This is a genomic window from Burkholderia sola (assembly GCF_905400185.1).
GTDB lineage: Bacteria > Pseudomonadota > Gammaproteobacteria > Burkholderiales > Burkholderiaceae > Burkholderia > Burkholderia sola.
In genome coordinates this window covers 1,842,093-1,866,491 of record NZ_FR989676.1, presented here as the reverse complement: position 1 = coordinate 1,866,491, position 24,399 = coordinate 1,842,093, and the positions used below count along the sequence as shown (strand labels likewise).

The window sequence follows — 24,399 nt, the reverse complement described above, 5'->3', positions numbered from 1 at the left end:
GGCGCTCTCGTTCGACTGGATAACACGAAGCGATTTATTGCGACCATGGTCCACGCGGCGCGGCCGATGCGATGTCAGTGCGCCGCCTCGGCCGTCGACGCGCGGCATGCGATCAGGCCGCGTTGCACGGCCGGCCGCGCGGCGATATTGGCAAGCCAGCGCTCGACGTACGGGAAACCGGCAATGTCGAGATCGAGCTCGTCCGCCGTGCGCAGCCACGGAAACGCCGCAATATCGGCGATCGAATACCGCGACGACGCGAGATACGCCGATTCCGACAAGCGGCCGTTCACGACCCCGTAGAGACGCAGCGCCTCCTTCCGGTAGCGGTCGATCGCTTCCGCATTGCCCGTCTTCGATGCGCGCAGGAACCACCACAGCTGGCCAAGCATCGGCCCGATCCCGCCGATCTGGAAATGCAGCCATTGCTGGACCGCCGTGCGCTCGGCCAGCGTTTCGGGCTGCAGGCAACCCGTCTTCGCGGCGAGATAGCTGAGGATCGCGCCGGATTCGAATACGGCGAGCCCCGTGTCGTGGTCGACGATGGCCGGGATCTTGCCGTTCGGATTGATCGCGAGATACGCCGGGCTGCGCTGCTCGCCGGCGGACAGGTTCACCTGCACGCGATCGTGGGCAAGCCCGGCCTCTTCGAGGTAGATCGCGATCTTGTGTCCGTTCGGCGTGTCGGCCGTATAGAACGTGAGAGCGTGCGTCGAGGTCATGTCGGTCCTTGTCATCGGGTTATCGTTGCAACTACAATCGTTGCAATTGCAATCCTATGCCGAAAACGACGGCGTTGGGACATGCCAGTACTCGAAGGAGGGACATGCGGACTGTGCGACCCGGTGCGCCCGCGCGGCGCACGGCCGCTCGGTACGCCGGATACCGCTACTTCGCGTCGGCTGCCGCGTCGCGGGCCGCAGCGGTCGCACGATCGAGCGCGGCGGCCATCGCCGCCCGCTCCTTGCCGGTGAACTGGTCGAGAAAAAGCTCGGCGACCGTCGACTGGTACACCTTCCACATCTTTTTGCGCAGCGTCCGCCCCTTGTCGGTGATGCTCGCGAACGCGGCACGGCCGTCGTCCGCCGAACGCGTGCGCGTCACGAGCCCCTCCTGTTCGAGTCGGTCGACGAGCCGCGTCAGGTTGTAGCGCTCGATCGCGAGCACGTCGGCCAGTTCGTGCATGCGGCGCGTACCGTCGGGGCCGCTTTCGAGCCCCCACAGCGCGTCGTACCACGCATACGCAGGCAGGCGGGCCGCCGCGAGGCGACGCTCGATCTCGCGGATCATCGTCCGGTGCGCGCGGACGAACGAGAACCACAGATCGGGTTCGGTTGCGTTCATGTCAGGTCGTTCCTCTCGCTTGATTGCAGTTGCAATTAAATTTTACCGCGAGAACGACGGCCCTTTCATGCGCCTGCAATCGCCTAGGCGTTGCCCACCGATCGGCAAGGCAAGCGTTTCGTCGCGCGACGCGGCGCCACGACCGCCGCGCCGCACTGCTCGCATTACTTCCCCGACCGAGCGAGCGGGCCTTGTGGGCCCTGGCCCGTGCCCGCCGGCCAGCCGCCCGCGAGCGCCTTGTACAACGCGACCGTCGACGCCGCGCTGCGCATCCGCCCGTCGGCCGCCGCATCCTGCGCCTGCAGCAGCGTCCGCTGCGCGTCGAGCACTTCGTAGTAGTCGATTGCGCCGGCGGAGAAGCGAGCCTGCGCGAGCTGTGCGGCACGCGCGCTGTCGTCGGCCGCGCGCACGAGGTGCGCGGTCTCGTCACGCGTTCGGGCAACACGCAGCAACGCGTTCTCGGTTTCCTCGAGCGCGCCGAGCACGGTCTGCCGGTACTGCGCAAGCTGGCCGGCCGCTTCCGCGTCGCTCGCGGCGATCCGCGCACGCACGCGGCCGACGTCGAGGAACGACCAGTCGATGCCGAGCGCGATCAGGTTCGTGTCGCTGCCCGCGCGAAAGAACCCGTAGCTGCTCGTCGCGCTGCCGAGCAGCCCGGACAGCGTGAAGCGCGGAAACAGGTCGGCGGTCGCTACGCCGACGCGCGCGGTCGCCGCATGCAGCCGCGCCTCGGCGGCCGCGACATCGGGACGGCGGCGCAGCAGGTCGCCCGGCATGCCGGGATCGATGTCGACGGCAAGCGCCGGCAACGGCACCGGCGCGGCCGTCTTCGGCCAGTCGAACCGGCCGATCAACGCATCCGGCGTCCGCCCGGTCAGCACCGCGAGCCGATGCTCGTCGACGCCGATCGCGGCTTCGTACACGGCGATCCGCGATGTCGTCGATTCGTACTGCGCGCGTGCTCGCGCCGCATCGAGCTCCGAGCCGCGTCCCGCGCCGACGCGCGCATTGATCAGCGCGAGCGTCTGCTTCTGGTTGTCGGCGTTCTCGCGGGCGATCCGCAACCGCTCCTGCGAGCCGCGCAGGTCGACATACGTGCTCGCGACCTCGCCCGCGATCGCGACGCGCACCGCACGCACGTCGGCCGCGCTGGCCGCCGTCTCCGCGCGCTGCGACTCGATCGAGCGGCGCACGCGGCCGAACAGGTCGAATTCCCACGCGGCATTGATGCCGACGCTCGATATCGGCGTATCGCGCTGGCTGCGCGGCGCGCCGAACGCCTGGTCCTTGCTCGTCAGCCGATGGCCGATCTGACCGCTCGCGGTGAGCGTCGGATAGCGGTCGAACGTCGCCTGTGACAGCAACGCGTTAGACGCGTCGTAGCGCGATACGGCGACCTGTAGATCCTGGTTCGCCGCGAGCGCCGCATCGATCAACAGCGTGAGCGCCGGATCGCCGAAGCCATGCCAGAACGCGGCATCGGCCGCCGCCGATGCATCGGGCGGTATACCTGGCTGTGCATCGGCCGGCGCCGCGTCGCGCTGCGTCGCCGGGTGAGCATCGCGCACGAACCGCGCGGCGGTGGCCGTTTCAGGCCGTTTGAAATCGGGGCCCACCGCGCAGGCGGCCAGCGTCACCGACATCGCGAGCGCGGAAAGACGGAAAGCGGCGCTCATCGGTTTTCTCCTTCGAGGGTGCCGTGCTGTTCGCTCCAGACGGCCGGCGTGCCGCCCGCGAGCTTGCGGATCGCCACGTAGAACACGGGTGTCAGGAACAGCCCGAACAGCGTGACGCCCAGCATCCCGGCGAACACGGTGACGCCGGTGGCCGCCCGCACCTCGCTGCCCGCGCCGCTGCCGATCAGCAGCGGCACCGAGCCCGCGATGAACGCGACGGACGTCATCACGATCGGACGCAGCCGCAGCTTGCACGCTTCGAGCGCCGCTTCGACCGCGCCCTTGCCCTGGATCTCGAGCTCGCGTGCGAATTCGACGATCAGGATCGCGTTCTTGCACGCCAACCCCATCAGCACGACGAGTCCGACCTGCACGAACACGTTGTTGTCGCCGCCGGACAGCCACACGCCGAACAGCGCCGCGCACATGCACACGGGCACGATCAGGATCACCGCGAGCGGCAGCGTCCAACTCTCGTACAGCGACGCGAGCACCAGAAACACCAGCATCACGGCAAGCGGGAACACGACGATCGCCGCGTTGCTCTGCGTGACCTGCTGATAGCTGAGGTCGGTCCATTCGAGCGTGATGCCCGGCGGCAGCACGTCCTTCGCGATCTGCTGCAGCTTCGCGATCGCCTGCGACGACGACATCGTCTTCGGATCGGCGTCGCCGATCAGGTCGGCGGCCGGATAGCCGTTGTAGCGGACGACCGGGTCGGGTCCGTACGCGGGCCCGACCGTCACCATCGAGCCGATCGGCACCATCTCGCCCTTCGCGTTGCGCGTGCGCAGGTTCGCGATGTCGGCGGCCGTCTGCCGGTGGCCGGCATCCGCTTGCGCCATCACGCGATACACGCGGCCGAACACGTTGAAGTCGTTCACGTACATCGAGCCGAGATACACCTGCAATGTATTGAACAGATCGGTCAGCGCGACGCCCTGCGCCTTCGCCTTCAGCCGGTCGACCTTCACCTCGAGCTGCGGGATGTTCGCCTGGTACGAGCTGACGGGATAGCTCATTCCCGGTGTCTTCGCGACCGCGGCCTGGAACGCGCTGAGCGCCTTCTGCAATTCGCCGTAGCCGAGGCCGCCGCGATCCTCCAGATACAGCGAGTAGCCCGAACCATTGCCGAGACCCTGGATCGGCGGCGGCATCAGCGCATAGGTGATGCCGCCATCGATCGCCGCGAAGCGCGCGTTCAGATCCGCGTTGATCTGCGCGGCGCTGCGATGACGCTGGTCGAACGGCTTCAGGATCACGTACGAGTTCGTGATGTTCGGCGTGTTCACGCCCTGCAGCGCATTCAGCCCCGCGAACGCCGGCACCATCTCGACGCCGTCGGTGCCGAGCGCGATCTTCGTCATTTGCTCGGTCACCGCACTGGTTCGCGCGAGCGACGCGCCTTCCGGCAACTTCGCGCCCGCGAACAGGTACAGCTTGTCCTGCACCGGGATGAAACCGCCGGGCACCGCATTGAACAATAGCGCGGTCGCCGCGAGCAGCATCGCATAGACCGCGAACACCACACCGCGCCGCTTCAGCGTGCGACCGACGACGCCGTGATAGCGATCGGAGCTGCGCTCGAAGAAACGGTTGAATGGATGGAACAGCCAGCCGAACGCGCGATCGAGCGCGCGCGTCAACGCATCCTTCGGCGCGCCGTGCGGACGCAGCAGCTTCGCGGCAAGCGCGGGCGACAGCGTCAGCGAGTTGATCGCGGAGATCACCGTCGAGATCGCGATCGTCACCGCGAACTGCTTGTAGAACTGGCCGGTGACGCCCGACATGAACGCCATCGGCACGAACACCGCGCACAGCACGAGCGCGATCGCGACGATCGGCCCCGACACCTCGCGCATCGCCTGGTGCGCGGCATCGCGCGGGCTCAGGCCCCGTGCGATGTTGCGCTCGACGTTTTCGACGACAACGATCGCATCGTCGACGACGATCCCGATCGCGAGCACGAGCCCGAACAGCGTCAACGTGTTGATCGAGTAGCCGAGCAGGTACAGCCATGCGAACGTGCCGACCACCGACACCGGCACCGCGACGAGCGGAATGATCGACGCGCGCCACGTCTGCAGGAACAGGATCACGACGAGCACGACCAGCACGACGGCCTCGATCAGCGTGTGCTGCACCGCGCGGATCGATTCGCGCACGAACACGGTCGGGTCCCACACGGGCCGATACGCGACGCCCGGCGGGAAGCGCTTCGACAGCTCGTCGAGCTTCGCATACACGGCTTTCGCGACGTCGAGCGCGTTCGCGCCCGGCGACAGGAAGATGCCGACCACGGCCGAATGCCTGTCGTTGAAATACGAGCGAAGCGTGTAGTCTCCCGCGCCGAGCTCGATGCGCGCGACGTCGGACAGCTTCACGACCTGGCCGTCGTCGCCGTTGCGCAGCACGATGTCGCTGAATTCCTGCACCGTGCGCAGCCGGCCGCGCACGTTGATCGACACGAGGAAGTCGTTCTTCTTCGGCGACGGCTCCGCGCCAAGCTGGCCGGCCGACACCTGCACGTTCTGCTCGCGCACGGCCGCGATCACGTCGCTCGCGGTGAGCCCGCGCGACGCAAGTCGATTCGGGTCGAGCCACAGCCGCATCGCGTAGTCGCCGGAGCCGTACACGCCGACGTCGCCGATGCCGGTCAGGCGCGACAACTCGTCCTTCACGTGCAGCGTCAGGTAATTGCGCAGATACAGCGAATCGCGGCTGTTGTCCGGCGAGTAGAGACTCACGTACATCAGCGGCGTGGGCGACTGCTTCTGCGTGGTCACGCCGTACTGGCGCACCTCGTCGGGCAGGCGTGACAGCGCCTGGCTCACGCGGTTCTGAACGCGCACGGCGGCTGTATCGGGATCGACACCCTGCAGGAACGTGACGACGACCTGCAGGCTGCCGTCCGAACCGGCGACCGACTTCATGTACATGATGCCTTCGACGCCGTTGATCGCCTCTTCCAGCGGTTCGGCGACCGATTCGGCGATTTCCTTCGGGTTCGCGCCCGGATACGTCGCGCGCACGACGACGCTCGGCGGCACGACCTCCGGATATTCGCCGGCCGGCAGCATCGGAATCGAGATCAGGCCGAGCGCGAAGATGACGATCGACAGCACGACCGCGAAGATCGGCCGGTCGATGAAGAATCGGGAGAAATCCATCACGTGGCTCCCGTTATCGCGAGGCAGGCGTGCCGGCATCGGCCACGGCCTGCGTACCGGCGCCGGAGTCCACCGCCCGCACGGGCAGCGCCTTCGGCTTCACCTGCGCGCCCGGATAGTAGATGCGCTGCACGCCGTCGACCACCACGCGATCGCCCGCCTGCAACCCCTTCTCGACGATCCGCTCGCCGTCGAGTTCGCGGCCGATCGCCACGTCGCGGCGCAGCGCCTTGTCGCCGGGGCCGAGCACGTACACGTACTTGCGATCCTGGTCGGTCAGCACGGCCTTGTCGTCGACCAGCAATGCATCCTGGTCGCGGCCGCTGACGAGCTGCACGCGCGCATACAGGCCCGGCGTAAACGTATGGTCCGCATTCGGCAGCCGCACGCGGGCGCGAATCGTGCCGGTCTGCGGATCGAGCCGGTTGTCGAGGAAATCGACGGTGCCCGCATGCGGGAAGCCCGTCTCGTTCGCGAGTCCGACGCGCACCGGATCGGCGCCGATCGCGCGATGCGCCGGATCGGCGCGCCGCGCGTTGTAGCGCAGGTAGCTCTGCTCGTCGCAATCGAAATACACGTAGACCGGATCCTGCGACACGACGGTCGTCAGCAGCGTGTCGTCCGCGCGCGCGAGGTTGCCGACGGTCGCGACCGCGCGGCCGACGCGGCCCGCGATCGGCGCGCGCACTTCGGTGAAGCCGAGATTGAGCTTCGCGTCGGCCACGGCCGCATCGGCCGCCTGCAGATCGGCGCGCGCCTGCTCGGCGGTGGCGCGCGCATTGTCGAGTTCTTCCTGCGACGTCGCATGCGCCTCGATCAGCGTCTGCACGCGCTTGAGCTGCACGTTCGCGAGGCTCGCGGCCGCGCGGGCGCGCTGCTGCTGCGCATTCGCACGGTCGAGCGCGATGCGGTACGGGCGCGGATCGATCTCGAACAGCAGCGCGCCCTGCGCGACCACGTCGCCCTCCTTGTACGCGACACGCTGCAGATAGCCGCTCACGCGCGGCCGCAGCTCGACCGCGTCGACCGCTTCGACGCGTCCGTTGAATTCGTCCGCGAGGCGGACGGTACGCGGCGCGACGGTAGCGACGCCAACTTCGGGAAGGGGCTGGGCCGACGATGTACCTTTGCCGTCGTGACAACCCGACAACGCCAGCAACAGGGCGCAGGCGGCGCCCAAAGGCGGCGTCCTGCGTAGGGAAAAGGAGAGCATGATGCCTCGCGACGGGTTAAACTGCCGCGTAGCATAAAAGTTGAAGTTAACTTCAAGTCAAGCTTTCCCGGAGGGTGTCATGGGTATCCAGGAAACCCCGCAATGGCCGCTGATGTCGATCCGCGAAGTGGCCGCGCGCAGCGGCGTGCCGGCGTCGACGCTGCGTTTCTACGAGATGCGCGGGTTGATCAAGTCGCACCGCAACGGCTCGAGCCATCGCCACTATTCGCGCGCAGTGCTGCGGCTGATCGCATTCATCGTGTTCGCACAGAAGATCGGCTATTCGCTCGACGAGATCGCCGAGCAACTCGTCAGCCTGCCCGAGGACACGGCGCCGAGCAACAAGGACTGGCAGCGGCTGTCGCGCGGGTGGAAGCAGCGTGTCGCGAGCCGCATCGAGGAGCTCCAGCGGCTCTACATCAACCTCGACGAATGCATCGGCTGCGGCTGCCTGTCCCTGAAACGCTGCAAGCTGACCAACCCGGAAGACCGCGCGGGCCGCAACGGGCCCGGCGCGCGGCGCTGGCTCGGCGACAAGCCGCCGATCGATTCCGAATGACACGCAGGCCGCGCGCGCCATGCATCATCCGACGCGCCAGCCGCCGTTCACCGCGATCGTCGCGCCCGTGACGAACGATGCGCGCGGCCCGGCGAGCCACGCGACCGCATCGGCGACGTCGTCCGGCTGCCCGGCGCGGCCGGCCGGCGTCTGCGCGCGGATCATCGCCGCGACGGCCGGCGCGACCCCGCTATCGCCGAACAAGTGCGTGCCGGCGATATAGCCGGGCGCGACCGTATTGACCGTCGCGCCGCGCGGCCCGAGTTCGCGCGCCAGCGCGACGGTGAAGCCTTCGACGCCGGCCTTCGCGGCCGCATACGCGAGGCCGCCCGGCAACAGGCTGCCGGCGCGCGCCGCGATCGAGCCGATGTTGACGATTCGCGCGGCACGGTCGGCCAGGTGCGGCAGCACGGCCATCGTCGTCAGGAACAGGCTTTTCAGGTTCGCATGGAGCACCGCATCCCATACGGCCTCGGCCTCCCCTGCTTCGGTATCCGCGCCGACGCGCCCGGTGCGCCCCGCATTGTTGACCAGCACGTCGATGCGCGGCCATCGCGCGACGATCGCGGCGACCACCGCTTGCGCGTCGCGCCGGACGCTCAGATCGCCGGCCTGCCCGATCGCTGCGCCGCCGAGACGCTCGACGGCGGCCTCCAGCCTCGCCGCATCGCGCCCGACGATCGCGACGCGATACCCGTCCTGCACCAGCCGGCTCGCGATCGCGAAACCGATCCCGCTCGACCCGCCCGTGACGATTGCCGTGCGTTGCTGTTCATTGCCCGTCATGATCTGTCCTCCTGAGTATCGACGGTTGACGACAGGGACATTCTGGGCAGCTCGGAGTGATAGGTAAAATACGAATTCGATGATCTACTGATACATGGAAGGTATCGCATGATCGATCTGCGCCAGTTCCGGCAATTCATCGCAGTGGCCGAAACGCTCAGCTTCCGCCGCGCGGCCGAACGGCTGCACATGGCTCAACCGCCGCTCAGCGCGGCGATCCGCAAGCTCGAGGACGAACTGGGCGTCGCCTTGCTCGAACGCGACAATCGCGGCGCGCGGCTCACGCCGGCCGGCGAAGCGTTCCTGCTCGAAGCACGGCGCGCACTCGAACAGGCCGAGCGCGCGGTGGCCGTGGCCCGCCGGGCGGGCGCCGGCCTCGGCGGCACGCTGCGGCTGCGTTTCGTCGACAGCACGGTGAACGCGCTGTTGCCGCTGATCCTGCGCGCGTTCCAGGAACGGCATCCCGACGTCGATTTCCAGCTGGAAGAAGGCACGACCGCCGAGCAGGTGCTTGCGCTGCGTCAGGACCGCACCGACGTCGGCCTCGTCGTGCTGCCGGTGGCCGACGCCGGCGACGTGCATGTCGAGCCGCTGCTGCGCGACCGGATGGTGGCCGCGCTGCCGGACGGGCATCGGCTCGCGCGCCGCCGCCGCATCGCGCTGGCCGAGCTGGCGGACGAACCGTGGGTCATGTTTGCCGCGCACCACGGGCCCGGCATGCACGCGCTGATCGTGACGGCGTGCGCGCAGGCGGGCTTCGCGCCGCGCGTGGTCCAGCAGCCGCGCCAGATGCAGACGACGGCCGGGCTCGTCGCCGGCGGCATCGGCGTCGCGCTGATGCCGCGCCTGTTCGTGCCAATGCATCCGCAAGGCATTACGTTCTGCGAACTGAAGGATGCGGGCAGCCCGCTCGCGTACGAAGTGGCGCTCGCGTACCGTACGCCGTCGCCGCTCGTCGATGCGCTGCGCGACACCGCGCGAAACGCGGTGCACGAACTGGGCCTGGTTGCGGCGACGTGACCGCGCGCATCGCGCGCGCGGCGCTCAGTCCCGGTCGCCGAGGAAGTTGAACACGACGCCGAGCACGGCCTCGCGGAACGCCTCCGGCCGCGTCGGCAGCGACGTGTACTCCAGCATCATGTGGCTGTACGACACCGTCGTGCCGATCGCGCTCGCGATCATGAAGAACAGCACGTTCGGATCGACCGGACGGATCGCGCCGGCCTCGACCGCGTCCGCGATCAGCGGAAACATCGCGTCGTGATACGGGCGCACGATCCGCTCCTGCAGCCGATCGAGCCGCGCGCCCTCCTCGGTCGCCGCGGTCGAGAAGAACATGCCGATATCCGGCTCGGCGAATTCGTGATCGACGCACAGCTCGAGCGCGCGCCGCACGCGGTCGCGATGCGGCAGCGGCGACGTGCGCAACGCGCGCAGCGCGTCGAACATCGGTTCGGCCAGCTCGACGATCTGCTCGACGACCGCCAGCCACAACGTTTCCTTCGCACCGAAGTGATGGGCGATCAGCGCCGCGTCGATCCCTAACTCGCGCGCGACTTCGCGCACGCTCGTCGCGTCGTAGCCGCGCTTCGCGAACGTGCGGCGCGCGGCCCGCAATATCACGTCCGGACCGACGGATGCATCCGCCGACGGCCGTCCGCGCGTACGCCGCTTCGACGGCGCGCGCTCAGTGACTTCTGCCACGTTTTTCCTGCTCCTTGAACGATTCGAATGCCCGTATCCGGCGCCGGTTTCCCGGCCCGGAATCGGGCGGCTTGCCCCGCTCCGTTGACACGCGGAGCCGGGAAGCGCTAGGATCATACCTTATTCATCACGTGATGATTTATCCATGACAACCCCTACACGTATCGTCATCGTCGGCGGCGGGATCGCCGGGCTGCAGCTCGCGACCCGTCTGGGCGAGCGTCTCGGCCGGTCCGGGCGGGCGCAGATCACGATCGTCGACCGCAGTCCGACGCACATCTGGAAGCCGATGCTGCACACGATCGCGGCCGGCACGCGCGACGTCCAGCAGCAACAGGTGATCTTCCTCGCCCATGCCCGCGACCACGGCTACACGTACCAGCCCGGCGAACTGAAGGGGCTCGATCGCGCGCGCCGCCGCGTGCAGCTCGGCGAGATCCGCTCGCAGGACGGCGACGTGGTGATCGACGCACGCGAACTCGACTACGACGTGCTGATCCTCGCGCTCGGCAGCCGGGCCAACGATTTCGGCGTGCCCGGCGTGCGCGAGCACTGCTATTTCATCGACAGCCAGCAGCAGGCGGAGACCTTCAACGAAGCGTTGCGAATGCGCGTGTTCCGCAGCATCGCGCGCGACGAGCCGTTTCGCGTCGCGATCGTCGGCGCGGGCGCGACGGGCGTGGAACTCGCGGCAGAGCTCAGCCGCTTGCTGGAAGTGGCGCAGGCGTACGGTGACGAAACGGTGCGCGAGCGGCTGCAGCTCACGCTGCTCGAAAGCGGCCCGCGCATCCTCAACGCGTTTCCGCCGCGGATTTCCGCGTCGGCCCAGCGGCGGCTCGAACAGATCGGCTTTCGCGTGCTGACGTCGACGCGCGTCACGTCGGCCGACGCGAACGGTTTCCACTACGGCGACGGCTCGTTCGCCGAAGCGGACCTGATGGTCTGGGCGGCCGGCGTGAAGGCGCCCGATTTCATGCAGGGGCTGGGCGGACTCGACACGAACCGCGCGAACCAGATCGTCGTCAGCCCCACGCTGCAGGCGAGCGGCGACGAACACGTGTTCGCGATCGGCGATTGCGCGAGCCTGCAGCTCGAGGGCCAGGAACGGCCGCTGCCGCCGACCGCGCAGGTCGCGACGCAGCAGGCCGAGCATCTCGCGAAGCACCTGCCCGCGTGGCTCGACGGCACGCCGATTCCGCCGTTCGCGTTCCACGATTTCGGCGCGCTGGTGTCGATCAGCGATTACGACGCGTTCGGCACGCTCGGGCAGTTCGGGTTCTTCCGCGGTGGCTTCATCCAGGGGCGTTTCGCGCAGTTCAGCCACCTGATGCTCTATCGGCGGCACCAGCAGGCGCTGCACGGCTTCTCCAAGGCGACCTTGCTGTGGATCGCCGAACGGATCAACGGCTGGGTGCAGCCGCGCATCCGCCTGTCGTGATGCCGCGCGTCGCGGCACCGCGTAACGTTTCGAGGAACAGAAACATGAACAACCGTGCAATGCCCTGGCTCATGACCGTCGCCGCAATCGGCAGCTTCGACATGCCGTCCGTCTCGTGGGGCGAGCCGCGGCGGCGCAGCGTCACGCGCGACCGGCTGCCGTCGTGGGACGCGACGAGCAAGCCGACCATCAGCGTGCTCGAACGGCCCACGGCCGACACCGTGATGATTTCGTGGTGCGACGCCTGCACCGGACACTACGGCTACCAGAAGTGGCGCCTGTTCACGACGCGCAAGCGCGGCGTGTGCGCGCTGTCGGGGCGACCGATCGAGATCGGCGACAGCGTCTATGCGCCGCAACTGCTCGGCTCGACGCCCGGCAACGCCGCCGCGATGGTGCTCGCGGCGTGCATCGACGACGCGTTGGCGGGCTGAGCATCAGGTCGACGTGGTCTGACCGGCGCCATAGGCCGGAGCGCGGTTCTGCCGTTCGAGTTCGGCATCGAGATGCGCGGCATGCGCGTTCGCTTCGGACTCCGACATCAGCTCGCCTTCCCACTTCGCGACTACCGCGCTGGCGATCGAGTTGCCTACCGCGTTCGTGGCCGAGCGGCCCATGTCGAGGAACGTGTCGACGCCGAGAATCAGCAGCAGTCCGGCTTCCGGGATGTCGAACTGGTGCAGCGTCGCGGCGATCACGACGAGCGACGCGCGCGGCACGCCGGCCATCCCCTTCGACGTCAGCATCAGGATCAGCAGCATCGTGATCTGCGTACCGAGCGACAGGTGGATGTTGTACGCCTGCGCGATGAACAGCGACGCGAACGTGCAGTACATCATCGAGCCGTCGAGGTTGAACGAATAGCCCATCGGCATCACGAAGCTGGAGATCTTGCGGCGCACGCCGAAACGGTCGAGCGCGTCGAGGATCTTCGGATATGCGGCTTCCGAGCTCGCGGTCGCGAACGACAGCATGAATGCTTCCTTGATCAGCAGGAGCAGCTTGAACACGCGGCGGCCGAGGAACAGCAGCCCGGCCGCGACGAGCGTGGCCCACAGCAGCACGAGGCTCACGTAGAAGTCGCCCATGAACACCGCGAACTTCAGCAGGATCGACAACCCGTTGACCGCGACGGTCGACGCCATCGCGGCCATCACCGCCAGCGGCGCGAGCTTCATCACGTAGCCGGTGATCTTCAGCATCACGTGCGCGAGCTGGTCGATCGCGGCGACGAGGATCTTGCCGCGCTCGCCGAGTGCGGCCAGCGCGATGCCGAAGAACATCGAGAACACGACGATCTGCAGGATCTCGTTGTTCGCCATCGCCTCGGCGATCGATTTCGGCACCATGTGGCCGACGAAATCCTTCAGCGTGAACTTGGACGTCGCCAGATGCGCGGACGCGCCGATGTCCGGCAGCGGCAGGCCGAGGTTCTCGCCGGGCCGCAGCAGGTTCGCCATCAGCAGGCCGAGCAGCAGCGAGATCAGCGACGCGGTGACGAACCAGCCGAGCGCCTTCACGAACACGCGCCCGACCGACGACGCGTCGCCCATGTGCGCAATGCCGACGACCAGCGTCGAGAACACCAGCGGGCCGATCACCATCTTGATGAGCCGCAGGAACACGTCGGACACGAGCGAGATGTAGCCGGCGATTTCCGCGGCCGACTGCTTGTCCGGAAGCTGCGTATAGATCAGGTAGCCGATCAGGATGCCGGCTGCCATCGCGAGCAGGATCCAGCCTGCCGCGGACATTCGTTTGTTCATGAGGGAATTCGCCGCATGGCGATCGAGTTGACGGAAAAAGGCGCGCGGGCCGCTCAGGCTGGCGGATGTCCGCCGACGGACGCGCCGCCGCCGCGCACCGGCATTCGCGGCAACGCGAACGCCGGCGGCAGCGATTCGGCATGAAACGATCGGTCAGTAGCCGATCGCGGCGCCCGCCGGACGGCGCGGGTCGTTGTAGCCGTAGATGAAGCCGACCCGCACGTTGCCGGACACGGACGAATCGTTCCCGGAGCTCTGGCGGCTCGCCGCTTCGGTGCCCGGCAGGCCGACCATGATCAGCTCGGCGGCGCCCCACGGCGTCTGCTCGACCATCTTGTAGCCCATGTTGCGCAGGATCGCGAGCGTGTCGGGCGACAGGCCGTAGGTTTCGTAATAGACCGCATCGGGCAGCCACTGGTGATGGATGCGCGGCGCGGCGACCGCATCCTGCGGCGTCATCCCGTAGTCGATCACGTTCAGCACGGTCTGCAGCGTGATCGTGATGATGCGCGATCCGCCCGGCGAACCGACCACCATGAACACCTTGCCGTCCTTCTTCACGATCGTCGGCGCCATCGACGACATCGGACGCTTGCCGGGCGCGATCGAGTTGCGCGTGCCCTGCACGAGGCCGAACAGGTTCTGCGCGCCGACCTTCACGGTGAAATCGTCCATCTCGTCGTTCAGGAAGAAACCCGTGCCCGGCGCGATGACCACGGCGCCGAAGCGGCCGTTGACCGTATAGGTCGTCGACACCGCGTTGCCGTCGTGGTCGACGATCGAGTAATGCGTCGTTTCCGGCTTCTCGTGCACGCCGACGCCGGGCTGCACGTCGACCGACGGCGTCGCCGTATCGGCATGGATGCTCTTGCGGATCTGCGCCGCGTATTCCTTGCTCGTGAGCTTCGCGATCGGATTGTCGATGAAGTCCGGATCGCCGAGCAGCGTGTTGCGGTCTTCGTACGCATGGCGCATCGCTTCGGTCATGTAGTGGACCGCCGCGGCCGAGTGGTAGCCGAGCTTGCGCAGGTCATACCCTTCGAGGATGTTCAGCGTCTCGCACATCGTCACGCCGCCCGAGCTCGGCGGCGGCGCCGACACGAACTCGTAGCCGCGATACGTGCACGTCAGCGGCGACATGTCCTGCGCGCGATAGGACGCGAAATCGGCCGCCGTGATCACGCCGCCGCCGCGCTTGGCCGCTGCCTCCACGATCTTCGGGATCTCGCCGTGATAGAACGCGTCGGGCCCCTGCTCCGCGATGCGCTCGAGCGTGCGGGCCAGGTCCTTCTGCACCAGGCGATCGCCCGGCTGCAACGCGGTGCCGTCCGGGCGCAGGAAGATGCGCGCGGCTTCCGGATCCTTCTTGAAGCGCTCGACCGTCGTATCGAGGATGTCCGTATCGCCGCGCGTCAGCACGAAGCCGTCGCGCGCGAGCCGGATCGCCGGCGCCATCACCTGCTTGCGCGTCAGCTTCCCGTACTTGCGCTGCGCGAGATCGAGGCCGGCCACGGTGCCCGGCACGCCGACCGCGCGATAGCCGTACAGGCTCTGCTCCGGAATCACGTTACCCGACGCATCCAGATACATGTTCGCAGACGCCGCGGCCGGCGCGGTCTCGCGGAAATTGATGAAGCGGTCGCGGCCGTCGGCCAGGTGGATCGTCATGAAACCGCCGCCGCCGATGTTGCCGCAGCACGCGTTGGTCACGGCCTGCGCATAGCCGACGGCCACTGCCGCGTCCACCGCGTTGCCGCCTGCCTTCAGGATGTCGACGCCGATCTGCGACGCGAAGTGCTGCGACGATACGACCATGCCGTTCTTCGCTTCGACCGCCGGGTCCGACGCGGCGAACGCGCACACGCTCATCGCCGACAACAGGGTGAGTATTACCAGCCGCCTCATGACGGGATCCTCCAGACGAATAAACTGGGCCATGCCGGGATGCGTCGACGCGCAAGCGCGTATCGACGCGGCCAATCCGGCATGTAATGAACGATACATTTCAGCGAGGCCGCGATCATAGCACTCGCTTTTTTCCACCAAAACCTAGGGTAATCACTGAATTTAAAGCGAATAAGCGTGACTGTCGTCGTTGGTAAATGTTTGTTTTATTACATATATGAACGGATTCACTGGACGAGTGATGCGTCCCTCTAATTTCGGACCGCCCGCGGCCTGCCGCACGTCAATCGGCTAACATGCGTGCAGTTGTCGGCGGACGCCCGTCCGCCGTTTGGTCGTTCAATTCAGATAGAGAGCCGGAGTGCCCGATGGGGACGAGCATCAGGGCGTTGCTGTTATCCCAGATGGATAGCTTCACGCCGTCGGAACAGAAGGTCGCACAGGCGTTGCTGGATCGCTACCCCAGCCTCGGGCTGGGTCCCATCGCACAGTTCGCGAAGCAGGCGGAAGTCAGCGACCCGACCGTGTTCCGCTTCGTCGTGCGGATCGGCTTTCCGAACTACTCGTCGTTCCAGCAGGCGCTGCACGACGAGATCGACACCGCGATGAATTCGCCGCTCGCGCGGATGGATGCGTTTCACTCGGAAACGGGCATGCGCGATAGCCATGCGGCGATTTTCCAGCGGCTGTCCGAATCGCTCGCGACCACGATCGAAGGGCTCGACGCGGCCGCGTTCGATGCGGCCGTGGCGGTGCTGGCCGATCCGGACGTGCGCGTGTTCTGCGGCGGCGGTCGTTATACGGCGCCGCTCGCATCCTTGTTCTCGTTCACGCTCGCCTATGCGCGGCCGCATGTGCAGTCCGTCGAGCCGAACGTGAATCTCGCGTCCGTCGCGCTGGCCGACATGGGGCGCAACGACGTGCTCGTGATCTTCGACTTTCGTCGCTACCAGAAGGACAGCATCCGCTTCGCGCAGGCCGCGCACCGGCTCGGCGCGCGGATCCTGCTGATCACCGACGAATGGCGCTCGCCGATCGGCGAGTTCGCGGAGATCGTGCTGCGAATCCAGGGCCGCCCTTTCGCGATGCTGCAGACCAACGTGCCGGCGCTGGCGCTCGCCGAAGCGCTGGTGATCGGCGTGACGAACCGGCTGCCGGAGCTGGCGCGGCAGCGGATGGAGAAGATCGAGCAACTCAATGCGGGCGGGATCGAGTGGGATGTAAGTCAGCGGGATTTGCCGGAGTGATGGCGTATTGCCATTCAGGCGCGGGCGTCAGCGCTCGGCCTCGCGGCGTGTGCAATTCGAATCCCAAACGGCAAACCCCACATGTCACGCGCCATGCCAGCCCCCGTCGCGTTCCCTCGTTCAGGGCACCAGTTCCATCCGGTTGCCGGTCACGACCAACTTGACGGGGTCCGTCTTCTTCCACTGCGACTTCGGAATCACCAGTTGCCACTCGGCACCGCGCCCATCGCGGAAGAACCCCGCCACGCCCACAGCTTGCGCGTCGGCTGCCATTGGCACAGACAGAGCCATCGAGGCATCAGGCACGAGCGTGATCTCCATGCTGTCGAGCAGCTCGGCCTTCAGTAACGCACTGTCGTCATTGAGCAGCGAAACGTAAGCTGTGTTTTCGAAGACCTTCGCATCCTTCAACTGATAGACGCGCATCACGACCGGTAGCGATTGTCCCTGCTCGTTCTCGTTGAGTGCGGCACGGCTTTCGATCACGAGGTTCATCTGCTTGACCTTCGTGACGAAAATCGCGCGTGTCATGCCGCCGATCGTCTCTTTCGTCGATTGCCACATACCGCAGCCAGACAGCAACGCGGCCGTCATCGCAATAGCAGCCGCCAATCGAATGCTTCGCATCATCGGATGTGCTCGCGGTGTCACAGCCAGTCTCCCGTCTTGATCGTGCATGGATAGCGCCGGCTCGGGCCGCCCACGCCTTCATACAGCACGAGCCGCACCGCAAAATGGAAGCACGCATAGCGGCCGACGAAGCGACTGAGTACGTCGCCGAACAGCGCGACGTCGCCGGACCCGGCAAAACCCGACGGCTCGATACCCACGTTCACATTCACGATACGGTCGACGCGCGCCCCCACCCGTTCCGTTTCCTCATCGAGCCAAACGTGACGAATCGCGTCGATGCGTCGCCGGTTATCGTCATCTCGCCTCCAGTCGTACAACGACAGCGCGCCGCGCAGCACATTCGCGTCCATCATGTTCAGCTCGGTTGTGCCCGCGCCATTGAAGTGAGAAATCACCCGCCAGTCATAATCGCCGCCGCGCGGCGGATACAGCGGCATCGTCGGGGCCGTCAAGTTGTGCACGCGCTCGACACCATTGAAGGTCGAAGCAGGCGTGGTAACCATCGATTCGCGCAGCGCCATACGCGGCAAGCGCCCGTTGTTTGCCAATACCCGGACCGTTACGTGTCCGTCCGGTAAGCTGCCCGGTTCCGCCCACAGATGCCCGCCCAACGTCACGACCATCTCGCGCTGGCCCGTTACACCCTGCCGATTCGAAGCGTGGTAGTACCGATCCGGCGACTCGTGCCGCATCATCCCGCCGCGGTGCCGGAATACCTTGATCGATTGATACGGGTATTGCCTGGCGGTGCGCGGATCGGTCGCCACCACCGACAATACATCGTACGGCTCGACGTGCTCGCCTGCGGAGGCCGGGGCGCGCACCGGATAGTCGCGGTCATGCGCATTGGGACGGATTGCCTGCGCGTCCAGTTCGAGCAGATTGATCACCGGCGTGCAGAACAACCGGATGTTGTCCGCACAGAACGTGGCGTCACCGGGGATCCGGTCTCGAATCACGATTTCGAATTCAAGACGTGTTTCGCCCGGCGGCACGCTGGCCGCGTCGAAACCGCACAAATCCACGAAGTGGAACTTTTCGGGGAATGCGAAATATTCGAGCATCGTCTGCTCGCGGTCGAGATCGACGTCGCGTACATCGAGGTCGGTCGGCCACAGTCGCGCGTGCGCGCCGAAGCCCGCCGCCTCGATCGTCATCGCCGGGCGCAGTTGTAGCTGGCCGTCTAGCAGGCGCGGCATGCGCACGCCGATCGACTCCACCTGGCGCGTGAAAACCGCGTACAGCGCCGATGCAGTCGGCCGGTCGCCATGCAGGTATAGCCGGATACGCGACAGGTCGTCCACCAACCGCTGCTCGCGGTGCAGCAGGTCGAACGCGAGCCGGATTACCGTAAGGCCGTCCTCGCGCATGCGCGCGCCCGCCTCGCGCACGTTGAGCGGTAGCAAGTGTATCGCCCGAGTGGTTCGATAGACACATATCGTCCCGTCCGGACCGACCGGTGTCGAACGTACCTGCAACCCTGGTGGCAACGTATCGAGTATCCGCGCCTCGCCGGTGCGCGGCACGCACTCGAGGATGGTCAGCGACGGAATCGTACGGCCTGTATGCGGCCACAGATGATCGAGCAGTGGATCGGTGATTTCCGGTGCCGCGTCATCGAGCTTCATCCGCAGCCGGCTCGTGAGAAACGCGAAACCCTCGTAGGTCTGCTCGACACTGTCGTGGCGCGCGCCAGGCATCGTCATTCCCACACGGCGGGCGCCTTGTGGCTGGGACCTCGCGAACTCCTTCCCCGCCTCGCGCAGATAACGCATCTCCGCATCGAAGTAGCGCAGGTATCGATCGTCATCCGCACCGACACCGCTTCCTGCAGGCTTCGTCGGATTGTTCTTGTCTTCACTCATGGCTGGAAATCCGGTGGCAGCGGCGGCAGAAGCGGCATCGTCGGCACGGCACCCGCCTTGCCGACGACGAAAATGCGATCCGGCATGCGGAACCCGCGCAGTTTCAGCAGGTCGATCGGCCCGGCGCCGACCCGCGTACGCAATACGTACGACAACGGCTCGCTGCTCCCCGTGTTCCATGTAAGCCGATAGCGCGTGCCATCGAGCGGCTTGATGTCGGCCTCGCTCAGCAGACGCAGGAATGCCCAATCGCCGGCCGAATCAAATGCCTGTCGCAGGCCTGCGTCGCGCGTCTGCCATGTGAGCCTCGCGTGCCCGTTCAGGCCGTTGCCGGGCCATGCCAGTGGGGTCCAGCGCTCCTGCTGATTGAAATAGACGATCCGCATGCCGTCGACCGACAGTTCCGATCGCGTCACGTTCGGCGTCGGCAACGCCATCATTTCGAATTTCTGCCCCGCATCGGCCTGCGGGTAAAGCTGTACCCCAACCGTCGACAACTGCCGGACGGCGCTCAGGAATGTCGGGTCGAACTGCAACGCCTGCGGTGCGAGCTCGCTGCGCGCCCAATAGTCACCCTCGAGTTTCATCACGCCGGCCAGTTGCGTCGTGATGAAGCGCGAAATCAATCCGGTATCGGGTCGTACATAGCGGCCGAACTCGGCGAAGGACGCATCGGCCTGCGTATCGAAGAACGGATAACGGCCGCTCATCGCTGCGTTGAACGGTGCGGCAACACCGGCTCGCCATGCGTCATTCAAGCTCGCGGCAGCCGGTTGCAGGATCGTCTGCCATGCGGTTTCGAGCGGCTGCGCAAACACCGTATCGCCGAAGCCCGCCCACGCCGTACCCAGGCTCGCGGCCGTGAGCGCCGCGTCGTTGCGCGCCTGGGACAATTCCGACAACTTGCCTTGAAACACGGTCTGGGCGAGCGAGCGCGCCATTACCTGAGCGTCCGGACTGCCCGCGATCTGCTGCAGCTTCAGCCGCATCGTCGTGACTGCCGTCAGGTAGCGCGACAAGCTGACACCGCTTAGCGCGATGTCGGCTGGCGTGGCGCGCTTCCCGTTTTCCGCGGCAGACGACGTGCCCGTATCGCCCATCAGCACCAGCAGTGGACCAAACGGCTTGTCGAGCGGGTTGATGACGGTCGCCCCCGCCTGTTCGTCGGCCCCGATCAGGTTCTGCGCCTTTCTCACCAGGGTGTCGGCCAGCGCCTGCGACGGCCGTCCCGCTTGCGCCTGATACTGCACGGATTTCATCAGCGCGATCAACGGGGACGTCTGCGCGTCCGCCAGTCGAGAAAGCTGTTCGATCGCGCCACCGAGGTTGGACGTCGGTTGCCACTGCAGGCTATTGAGCATGCGCTGCCATGCCGCCGTGTACTCGCCAAAATACCGGGCCGTCAATCGCTGCTTCAGTTCCTCGGCTGCGCGTTTCTCGTCGTCGATCGCCGTGGTTTGGGTCATACCGTTCGCGAGCGTATTGCCGATCCTCTGCGAAATCTGCGAGCCGGACAACACCCAGTCACCGCTGATCCGGCGTTCATGCGACGCCTTGTCGATTGCCGAGGCGACCATGCCGTCCCACGCCGCACGCGTATAGATCCCCGGGACGGTCTGTGATGCCTTGAACATTCCATGCGCATCTGCGCCATTCAGCAGCGTTTCGAGCGACGCGTCGGCGTATTTGTTTTTGACTTCGTCGAGGATACGTTGGTACACCGTGTCCTCCGCCGACGCGAGTCCCATTTGCGTGACCAGCATGTTGCGGGTCGAGGTCACGATGCGATCGTCCGTCGCTATCCGCCATTCGGGATGCGCTTTCAGGTGCTCGGCGTAGAAGCCTGCAAGCCGCCTGCCAGTATCGTCACGCTCGCCGAGCGGCATCTCGACAGGCCGCGCCCATAGGGTGACGAGCGTACGCTTCAGAAATGCGGGCTCGGTGCGCGATGGCTCGCCGAGCATCAGATAAGTCTTGAGCGCGTTGTAGGTGCTACGTCGCGTGTCCTGCGATTGCAGGCTATCGGCGCGTGCCTGATCTGCTGCCTTCAACACTTCCCCGATCGTTTGCACCACGGGCACCTGCAAGTTACGCGTCGCAGCGAGTCGGTACGGTTGCCAGAGACTGCCGAGAACATCGTCATTTCGCGACAAGCCGGCCCGCAGGTACCACGGGGCGCCATGCTGCTGCCGGTATTCGAGCCTTTCCATCAACTGTTGTAACGCCAGTTGCGCGCGCCAGGCGGCTGTGGTCTGCGGCCGCGCATCGACCGCTGCGCGCGCTGCCGCCTGCGCTTCGCGCATGAGTCGCTGGTTGCCGATGAACGATGCGGTCATCCATGCACACCACGCTATCGCCGCAATGGTCACGCCCATCGCTAGCACATCCGGCCAGTAGAATCCGACCCGCCGGCCAATGCGTCGCCGGTTGGCGATAGCGCGCCACGCGGGTAGCAGTGCAGCCGGTTGCGGCGGGAACTCGATCGGGATGTTCGTCACCCTTGTGCTCGCGTCCGCGGCGATCGGCACCGGCGTCGGCATCGCCGCTGTCGCCTCAAATACCGGAGCGAACATCACACCTGCTAGCGGCGCGCGCAGCCATTGCGATGCCAAGAGCGCTTGCCAGCCGGTAACGATGTGTTCGAGCTGTGTCCCGATGTATTGCGAGATTTCGGCTAGATAGCTGACCCGCGTGGGCGCTGTACATTGCTGCACGCCCGCGTCCGCCGTACAGCGCTCAATCGTGGCAAGCTGATCGCGTAAGTCCAGCGCCGGCTGCTCCCTCTTGTATGCCGCCCCCAGAAATGCACCGATCGCCTCGAACGTCTCGGGTCGATCGCCCTGCGCGGGCACGGCGTGCAGCACGGTGACAGGCGCGGCCCAGCCGATATCGGCGGCCAGTGCAGCAAGTACGCGCGGCAATTCGATATCGCGCTCTTCCACGTGCGTGACGTGCACAACGCCGTCGACGGGCCGTTTGCTCCGCAGCTTACGGATCTGCCGGCGCCACACGCCCGCGTCGATGCCGTCCGGTGCCCCGTGCACGAGGATCGCATTGCCAACCGGCATCACGCCCGCGCGCTTCAGACCGGGCGCGACCTGATCGACCAACGTATCCGCACCGCTCACCATCAGCCACGGTGAGCGGTATCGCCAGCGCCGGCCCTGCGATACCCGTAGTTCCTCGAACAGGCGTTGCAGACGGGCATCGCGTTTGATCTGCTGTCCCGTCGTTGAAGCAGCCTCCTTCTCGCCGGTTTGCAGACGAAACAGTTTGGCAGCGCCCACATATGCGCCAGTCGATATCGCAATCAGATGAATGATCACGATGACAACCAGCAATACCGGAATACCGATTAATGCCAGTGTGCGAGGCGTGCCATCGGGAACGCCGAGGCGCTCGCCCTGGAACCAAGCCAGCACAAGCGCTGCAACGGCAATAACCAACGCGGCAAGAGGCAGCCCCCAGACTGCGACCCGGCTGTGAGCTTCTTCGGTTAACGCCGCTTGAGGCTGCGCGTTATGCAGGTTATTTTTGGATATCGACATGCGTTGAAGCCGTTTGATCTTGGGGTAAGACATGGAGGATGGCCGAGTGCGAGCCATCGACGACGAGTTGCGGTCCGTCACTGGCACCGGACTCGATCGCCGCAGCGATCGCCAGCAGACCGTTCGCTGCCCGCATGTCGCCAACGATACGATCCAGCCGAGTCTGCGCGGCGTCTTTTGCTGCAATCACAAACCCTGCAGCGTTCAAAGCGGGGACGCAGTTTTCAACCGGCCGCGTTATCCACGCGCGCGTCACCGACGCGGCATCGGCTTTGCCCCAGATGGCGGCGTTCGCGAAACCATATCCTGATTCAGCGGAATCACCTGCAACGGGCCTATGTAGCGCAGCCTTTCTGCTGACCTCATGCGGGAGCCCGAAACAGCCGGCATCGAACAACGCAGCCACACATCCCTCGGCGAGGCTCTCATCGATATCATCGTCGTACCACGCCGTAGCGATGACGAGGAGCGGACGGGATTCATGCGCATCGAGCCATACATCGGCCACAAGCAACCCGTCGGTAGCCGGAACGGCCCGGACTTCCAAGGGCGGAAGCGCCGCCAGATGCATCGCAGCGCGAACCTGGGTCAAACGCATGTTCGCGACGTCCGACTCGGTCAATACGCGTACTTGGGGCCAATATGCCCTTTCGTATCGAGTTAATGCGTGAATGCTTCCAGCGAGAGGCTCAAGCGCAACGCGGATCATCTGCACAACTGGATCGGCCTTCTTCGGTACGGCAGCATTGTCAGTTGGGGTTTCCTCTTCATCCGCCATGAATGAAGCGTCCAGTGGCGGCTCATTCGACGGGTCGTCCAGTAGCGGGTCGTCGTCGTCAAAGCGATTGCACAAAACTTTTCCTGAGCCGTGCCGCGGGGCTTGCACCTTCATGATGGAGCGTTTCCCTCTCAGAACGTCGAACAAAGATGTCCCGCCAAGAGGCAGGCAATAGCCTGCGCCGAGTACATAAAGCGGTCGCTGCGCGAACCCGATCTTCTTCGCAAGCCAGCGGTCACGATGATGGTTGCGCCAGTATGCGCGGTACCACAGCCCCTCGTAGCCTGCGCGACCAAAGCCGAGCAGGACCAGAAACAGTCCGTTCGGCACCCCAATAATCAAGCCCCAAAACCTAAGGCCACTCGCGGGTTCGCTTTTCGGCCACGTCAGCAAAATAACCAGCGGACCGAACACATTACAGACAAACCAAGTTAATGCCCACGGCCAGAAGCGCATCCTGGGCGGATACGCGCTGGGGCGTCCGGCGGGAGAAAGATCGACCGGCATTACTCGAAGTGGACGTTCGGTAACGACGAAATCAATCGACAACCACATGCGCAGCGATGGCCGTCCAGCGCAAACAGCTCCCCGTCGCGATCGGGATACTTGTCGGCGCCCTCGTCAATCACAGTCGGACCATGCAAGTCGCAGGTCGCATCGTCGCCTTTACGTGCAAGCGGCCTGTCCATGAACATCGTCCATGGCGAGCCGCTGGTGACTTCGCCGCCATGTTCGAGCTTGTCACCTTTGCGAATGGGAGATTGCAT

19 protein-coding genes are annotated in these 24,399 nt (G+C 65.9%); 5 read left to right on the top strand and 14 right to left on the bottom strand.

The genetic code is table 11. From position 1 onward, the window contains the following. Positions 1-74: 74 nt before the first annotated feature. The 5 genes from KR541_RS24865 to KR541_RS24845 form a co-directional block, all read right to left on the bottom strand. Entirely contained in the window at positions 75-722 is a 648-nt protein-coding gene (locus tag KR541_RS24865; protein WP_050011991.1) for a glutathione S-transferase family protein, read from the bottom strand. 166 nt (positions 723-888) lie between these two features. Next, positions 889-1,344, bottom strand: a complete 456-nt coding sequence (locus KR541_RS24860; RefSeq protein ID WP_050011992.1) for a MarR family winged helix-turn-helix transcriptional regulator — start codon at positions 1,342-1,344, stop codon at positions 889-891. Positions 1,345-1,508: 164 nt separating this feature from the next. Then, on the bottom strand, positions 1,509-3,020 hold the full coding sequence (locus KR541_RS24855) for an efflux transporter outer membrane subunit (protein ID WP_050011993.1): 1,512 nt from the start codon (positions 3,018-3,020) through the stop codon (positions 1,509-1,511). Beyond that, positions 3,017-6,190: an efflux RND transporter permease subunit gene (locus tag KR541_RS24850; RefSeq protein WP_050011994.1), complete on the bottom strand. Its 3,174-nt coding sequence runs from the start codon at positions 6,188-6,190 to the stop codon at positions 3,017-3,019. Before KR541_RS24850 ends, KR541_RS24855 begins: the two co-directional genes overlap by 4 nt. 13 nt (positions 6,191-6,203) lie before the next feature. Further along, on the bottom strand, positions 6,204-7,403 hold the full coding sequence (locus KR541_RS24845; protein WP_216089865.1) for an efflux RND transporter periplasmic adaptor subunit: 1,200 nt from the start codon (positions 7,401-7,403) through the stop codon (positions 6,204-6,206). Between the two features lie 79 nt (positions 7,404-7,482). Here KR541_RS24845 and soxR point away from each other — a divergent pair, with 79 nt between their 5' ends. Then, the gene (gene soxR / locus KR541_RS24840) at positions 7,483-7,962 is read left to right on the top strand and encodes a redox-sensitive transcriptional activator SoxR (RefSeq protein ID WP_050011996.1); all 480 of its coding nucleotides are present in this window, start codon (positions 7,483-7,485) and stop codon (positions 7,960-7,962) included. A gap of 24 nt (positions 7,963-7,986) precedes the next feature. On the opposite strand, the gene KR541_RS24835 is transcribed toward soxR, so the two are convergent. After that, on the bottom strand, positions 7,987-8,748 hold the full coding sequence (locus KR541_RS24835) for an SDR family NAD(P)-dependent oxidoreductase (protein ID WP_050011997.1): 762 nt from the start codon (positions 8,746-8,748) through the stop codon (positions 7,987-7,989). Between the two features lie 108 nt (positions 8,749-8,856). On the opposite strand from KR541_RS24835, the gene KR541_RS24830 reads away from it, so the two are divergent. Continuing rightward, a complete protein-coding gene (locus KR541_RS24830; protein WP_124555943.1) occupies positions 8,857-9,768 on the top strand; it encodes a LysR family transcriptional regulator in 912 nt (303 codons plus the stop codon). Positions 9,769-9,792: 24 nt separating this feature from the next. Here the strand turns inward: KR541_RS24830 and KR541_RS24825 are convergent, their stop codons facing one another. Next, on the bottom strand, positions 9,793-10,452 hold the full coding sequence (locus KR541_RS24825; RefSeq protein ID WP_050011999.1) for a TetR/AcrR family transcriptional regulator: 660 nt from the start codon (positions 10,450-10,452) through the stop codon (positions 9,793-9,795). A gap of 145 nt (positions 10,453-10,597) precedes the next feature. On the opposite strand from KR541_RS24825, the gene KR541_RS24820 reads away from it, so the two are divergent. Both KR541_RS24820 and KR541_RS24815 read left to right on the top strand, forming a co-directional pair. Next, positions 10,598-11,890: an NAD(P)/FAD-dependent oxidoreductase gene (locus KR541_RS24820; RefSeq protein WP_216089864.1), complete on the top strand. Its 1,293-nt coding sequence runs from the start codon at positions 10,598-10,600 to the stop codon at positions 11,888-11,890. A gap of 44 nt (positions 11,891-11,934) precedes the next feature. Further along, positions 11,935-12,324: a DUF3331 domain-containing protein gene (locus tag KR541_RS24815; RefSeq protein ID WP_050012001.1), complete on the top strand. Its 390-nt coding sequence runs from the start codon at positions 11,935-11,937 to the stop codon at positions 12,322-12,324. A 3-nt stretch (positions 12,325-12,327) separates the two neighbouring features. Here KR541_RS24815 and KR541_RS24810 read toward each other — a convergent pair whose 3' ends face one another. Beyond that, a complete protein-coding gene (locus KR541_RS24810) occupies positions 12,328-13,656 on the bottom strand; it encodes a dicarboxylate/amino acid:cation symporter (protein WP_050012002.1) in 1,329 nt (442 codons plus the stop codon). A 153-nt stretch (positions 13,657-13,809) separates the two neighbouring features. Beyond that, positions 13,810-15,561, bottom strand: coding sequence for a gamma-glutamyltransferase (gene ggt, locus KR541_RS24805; protein WP_216089863.1), 1,752 nt, complete (start codon positions 15,559-15,561; stop codon positions 13,810-13,812). 368 nt (positions 15,562-15,929) lie between these two features. Between ggt and KR541_RS24800 the strand changes: the two genes are divergently transcribed. Further along, positions 15,930-16,808, top strand: a complete 879-nt coding sequence (locus tag KR541_RS24800; protein ID WP_069619302.1) for a MurR/RpiR family transcriptional regulator — start codon at positions 15,930-15,932, stop codon at positions 16,806-16,808. A 120-nt stretch (positions 16,809-16,928) separates the two neighbouring features. Here the strand turns inward: KR541_RS24800 and tssJ are convergent, their stop codons facing one another. The 5 genes from tssJ to KR541_RS24775 are packed head-to-tail and all read right to left on the bottom strand — an operon-like array spanning position 16,929 to position 24,399. Next, the gene (gene tssJ / locus KR541_RS24795; protein WP_176015801.1) at positions 16,929-17,438 is read right to left on the bottom strand and encodes a type VI secretion system lipoprotein TssJ; all 510 of its coding nucleotides are present in this window, start codon (positions 17,436-17,438) and stop codon (positions 16,929-16,931) included. A 17-nt stretch (positions 17,439-17,455) separates the two neighbouring features. Beyond that, complete coding sequence (gene tssF / locus KR541_RS24790; protein ID WP_089489510.1) at positions 17,456-19,306, bottom strand: type VI secretion system baseplate subunit TssF; 1,851 nt, start codon at positions 19,304-19,306, stop codon at positions 17,456-17,458. Further along, complete coding sequence (locus KR541_RS24785) at positions 19,303-22,887, bottom strand: ImcF-related family protein (RefSeq protein WP_252996684.1); 3,585 nt, start codon at positions 22,885-22,887, stop codon at positions 19,303-19,305. The genes tssF and KR541_RS24785 overlap by 4 nt, the downstream gene beginning before the upstream one ends. Next, positions 22,835-24,187, bottom strand: coding sequence for a hypothetical protein (locus KR541_RS24780; RefSeq protein WP_244137962.1), 1,353 nt, complete (start codon positions 24,185-24,187; stop codon positions 22,835-22,837). The genes KR541_RS24785 and KR541_RS24780 overlap by 53 nt, the downstream gene beginning before the upstream one ends. Further along, the gene (locus tag KR541_RS24775; RefSeq protein WP_089489513.1) at positions 24,139-24,399 is read right to left on the bottom strand and encodes a PAAR domain-containing protein; all 261 of its coding nucleotides are present in this window, start codon (positions 24,397-24,399) and stop codon (positions 24,139-24,141) included. The genes KR541_RS24780 and KR541_RS24775 overlap by 49 nt, the downstream gene beginning before the upstream one ends.

Excerpts from the sequence above, each read along its gene's own strand:
- KR541_RS24865 (WP_050011991.1), bottom strand. The coding sequence starts at position 722 with ATGACCTCGACGCACGCTCTCACGTTCTATACGGCCGACACGCCGAAC.
- KR541_RS24860 (WP_050011992.1), bottom strand. The coding sequence starts at position 1,344 with ATGAACGCAACCGAACCCGATCTGTGGTTCTCGTTCGTCCGCGCGCAC.
- KR541_RS24855 (WP_050011993.1), bottom strand. The coding sequence starts at position 3,020 with ATGAGCGCCGCTTTCCGTCTTTCCGCGCTCGCGATGTCGGTGACGCTG.
- KR541_RS24850 (WP_050011994.1), bottom strand. The coding sequence starts at position 6,190 with ATGGATTTCTCCCGATTCTTCATCGACCGGCCGATCTTCGCGGTCGTG.
- KR541_RS24845 (WP_216089865.1), bottom strand. The coding sequence starts at position 7,403 with ATGCTCTCCTTTTCCCTACGCAGGACGCCGCCTTTGGGCGCCGCCTGC.
- soxR (WP_050011996.1), top strand. The coding sequence starts at position 7,483 with ATGGGTATCCAGGAAACCCCGCAATGGCCGCTGATGTCGATCCGCGAA.
- KR541_RS24835 (WP_050011997.1), bottom strand. The coding sequence starts at position 8,748 with ATGACGGGCAATGAACAGCAACGCACGGCAATCGTCACGGGCGGGTCG.
- KR541_RS24830 (WP_124555943.1), top strand. The coding sequence starts at position 8,857 with ATGATCGATCTGCGCCAGTTCCGGCAATTCATCGCAGTGGCCGAAACG.
- KR541_RS24820 (WP_216089864.1), top strand. The coding sequence starts at position 10,598 with ATGACAACCCCTACACGTATCGTCATCGTCGGCGGCGGGATCGCCGGG.
- KR541_RS24815 (WP_050012001.1), top strand. The coding sequence starts at position 11,935 with ATGAACAACCGTGCAATGCCCTGGCTCATGACCGTCGCCGCAATCGGC.
- KR541_RS24810 (WP_050012002.1), bottom strand. The coding sequence starts at position 13,656 with ATGAACAAACGAATGTCCGCGGCAGGCTGGATCCTGCTCGCGATGGCA.
- ggt (WP_216089863.1), bottom strand. The coding sequence starts at position 15,561 with ATGAGGCGGCTGGTAATACTCACCCTGTTGTCGGCGATGAGCGTGTGC.
- KR541_RS24800 (WP_069619302.1), top strand. The coding sequence starts at position 15,930 with ATGGGGACGAGCATCAGGGCGTTGCTGTTATCCCAGATGGATAGCTTC.
- tssJ (WP_176015801.1), bottom strand. The coding sequence starts at position 17,438 with ATGATGCGAAGCATTCGATTGGCGGCTGCTATTGCGATGACGGCCGCG.
- tssF (WP_089489510.1), bottom strand. The coding sequence starts at position 19,306 with ATGAGTGAAGACAAGAACAATCCGACGAAGCCTGCAGGAAGCGGTGTC.
- KR541_RS24785 (WP_252996684.1), bottom strand. The coding sequence starts at position 22,887 with ATGTCTTACCCCAAGATCAAACGGCTTCAACGCATGTCGATATCCAAA.
- KR541_RS24780 (WP_244137962.1), bottom strand. The coding sequence starts at position 24,187 with ATGTGGTTGTCGATTGATTTCGTCGTTACCGAACGTCCACTTCGAGTA.
- KR541_RS24775 (WP_089489513.1), bottom strand. The coding sequence starts at position 24,399 with ATGCAATCTCCCATTCGCAAAGGTGACAAGCTCGAACATGGCGGCGAA.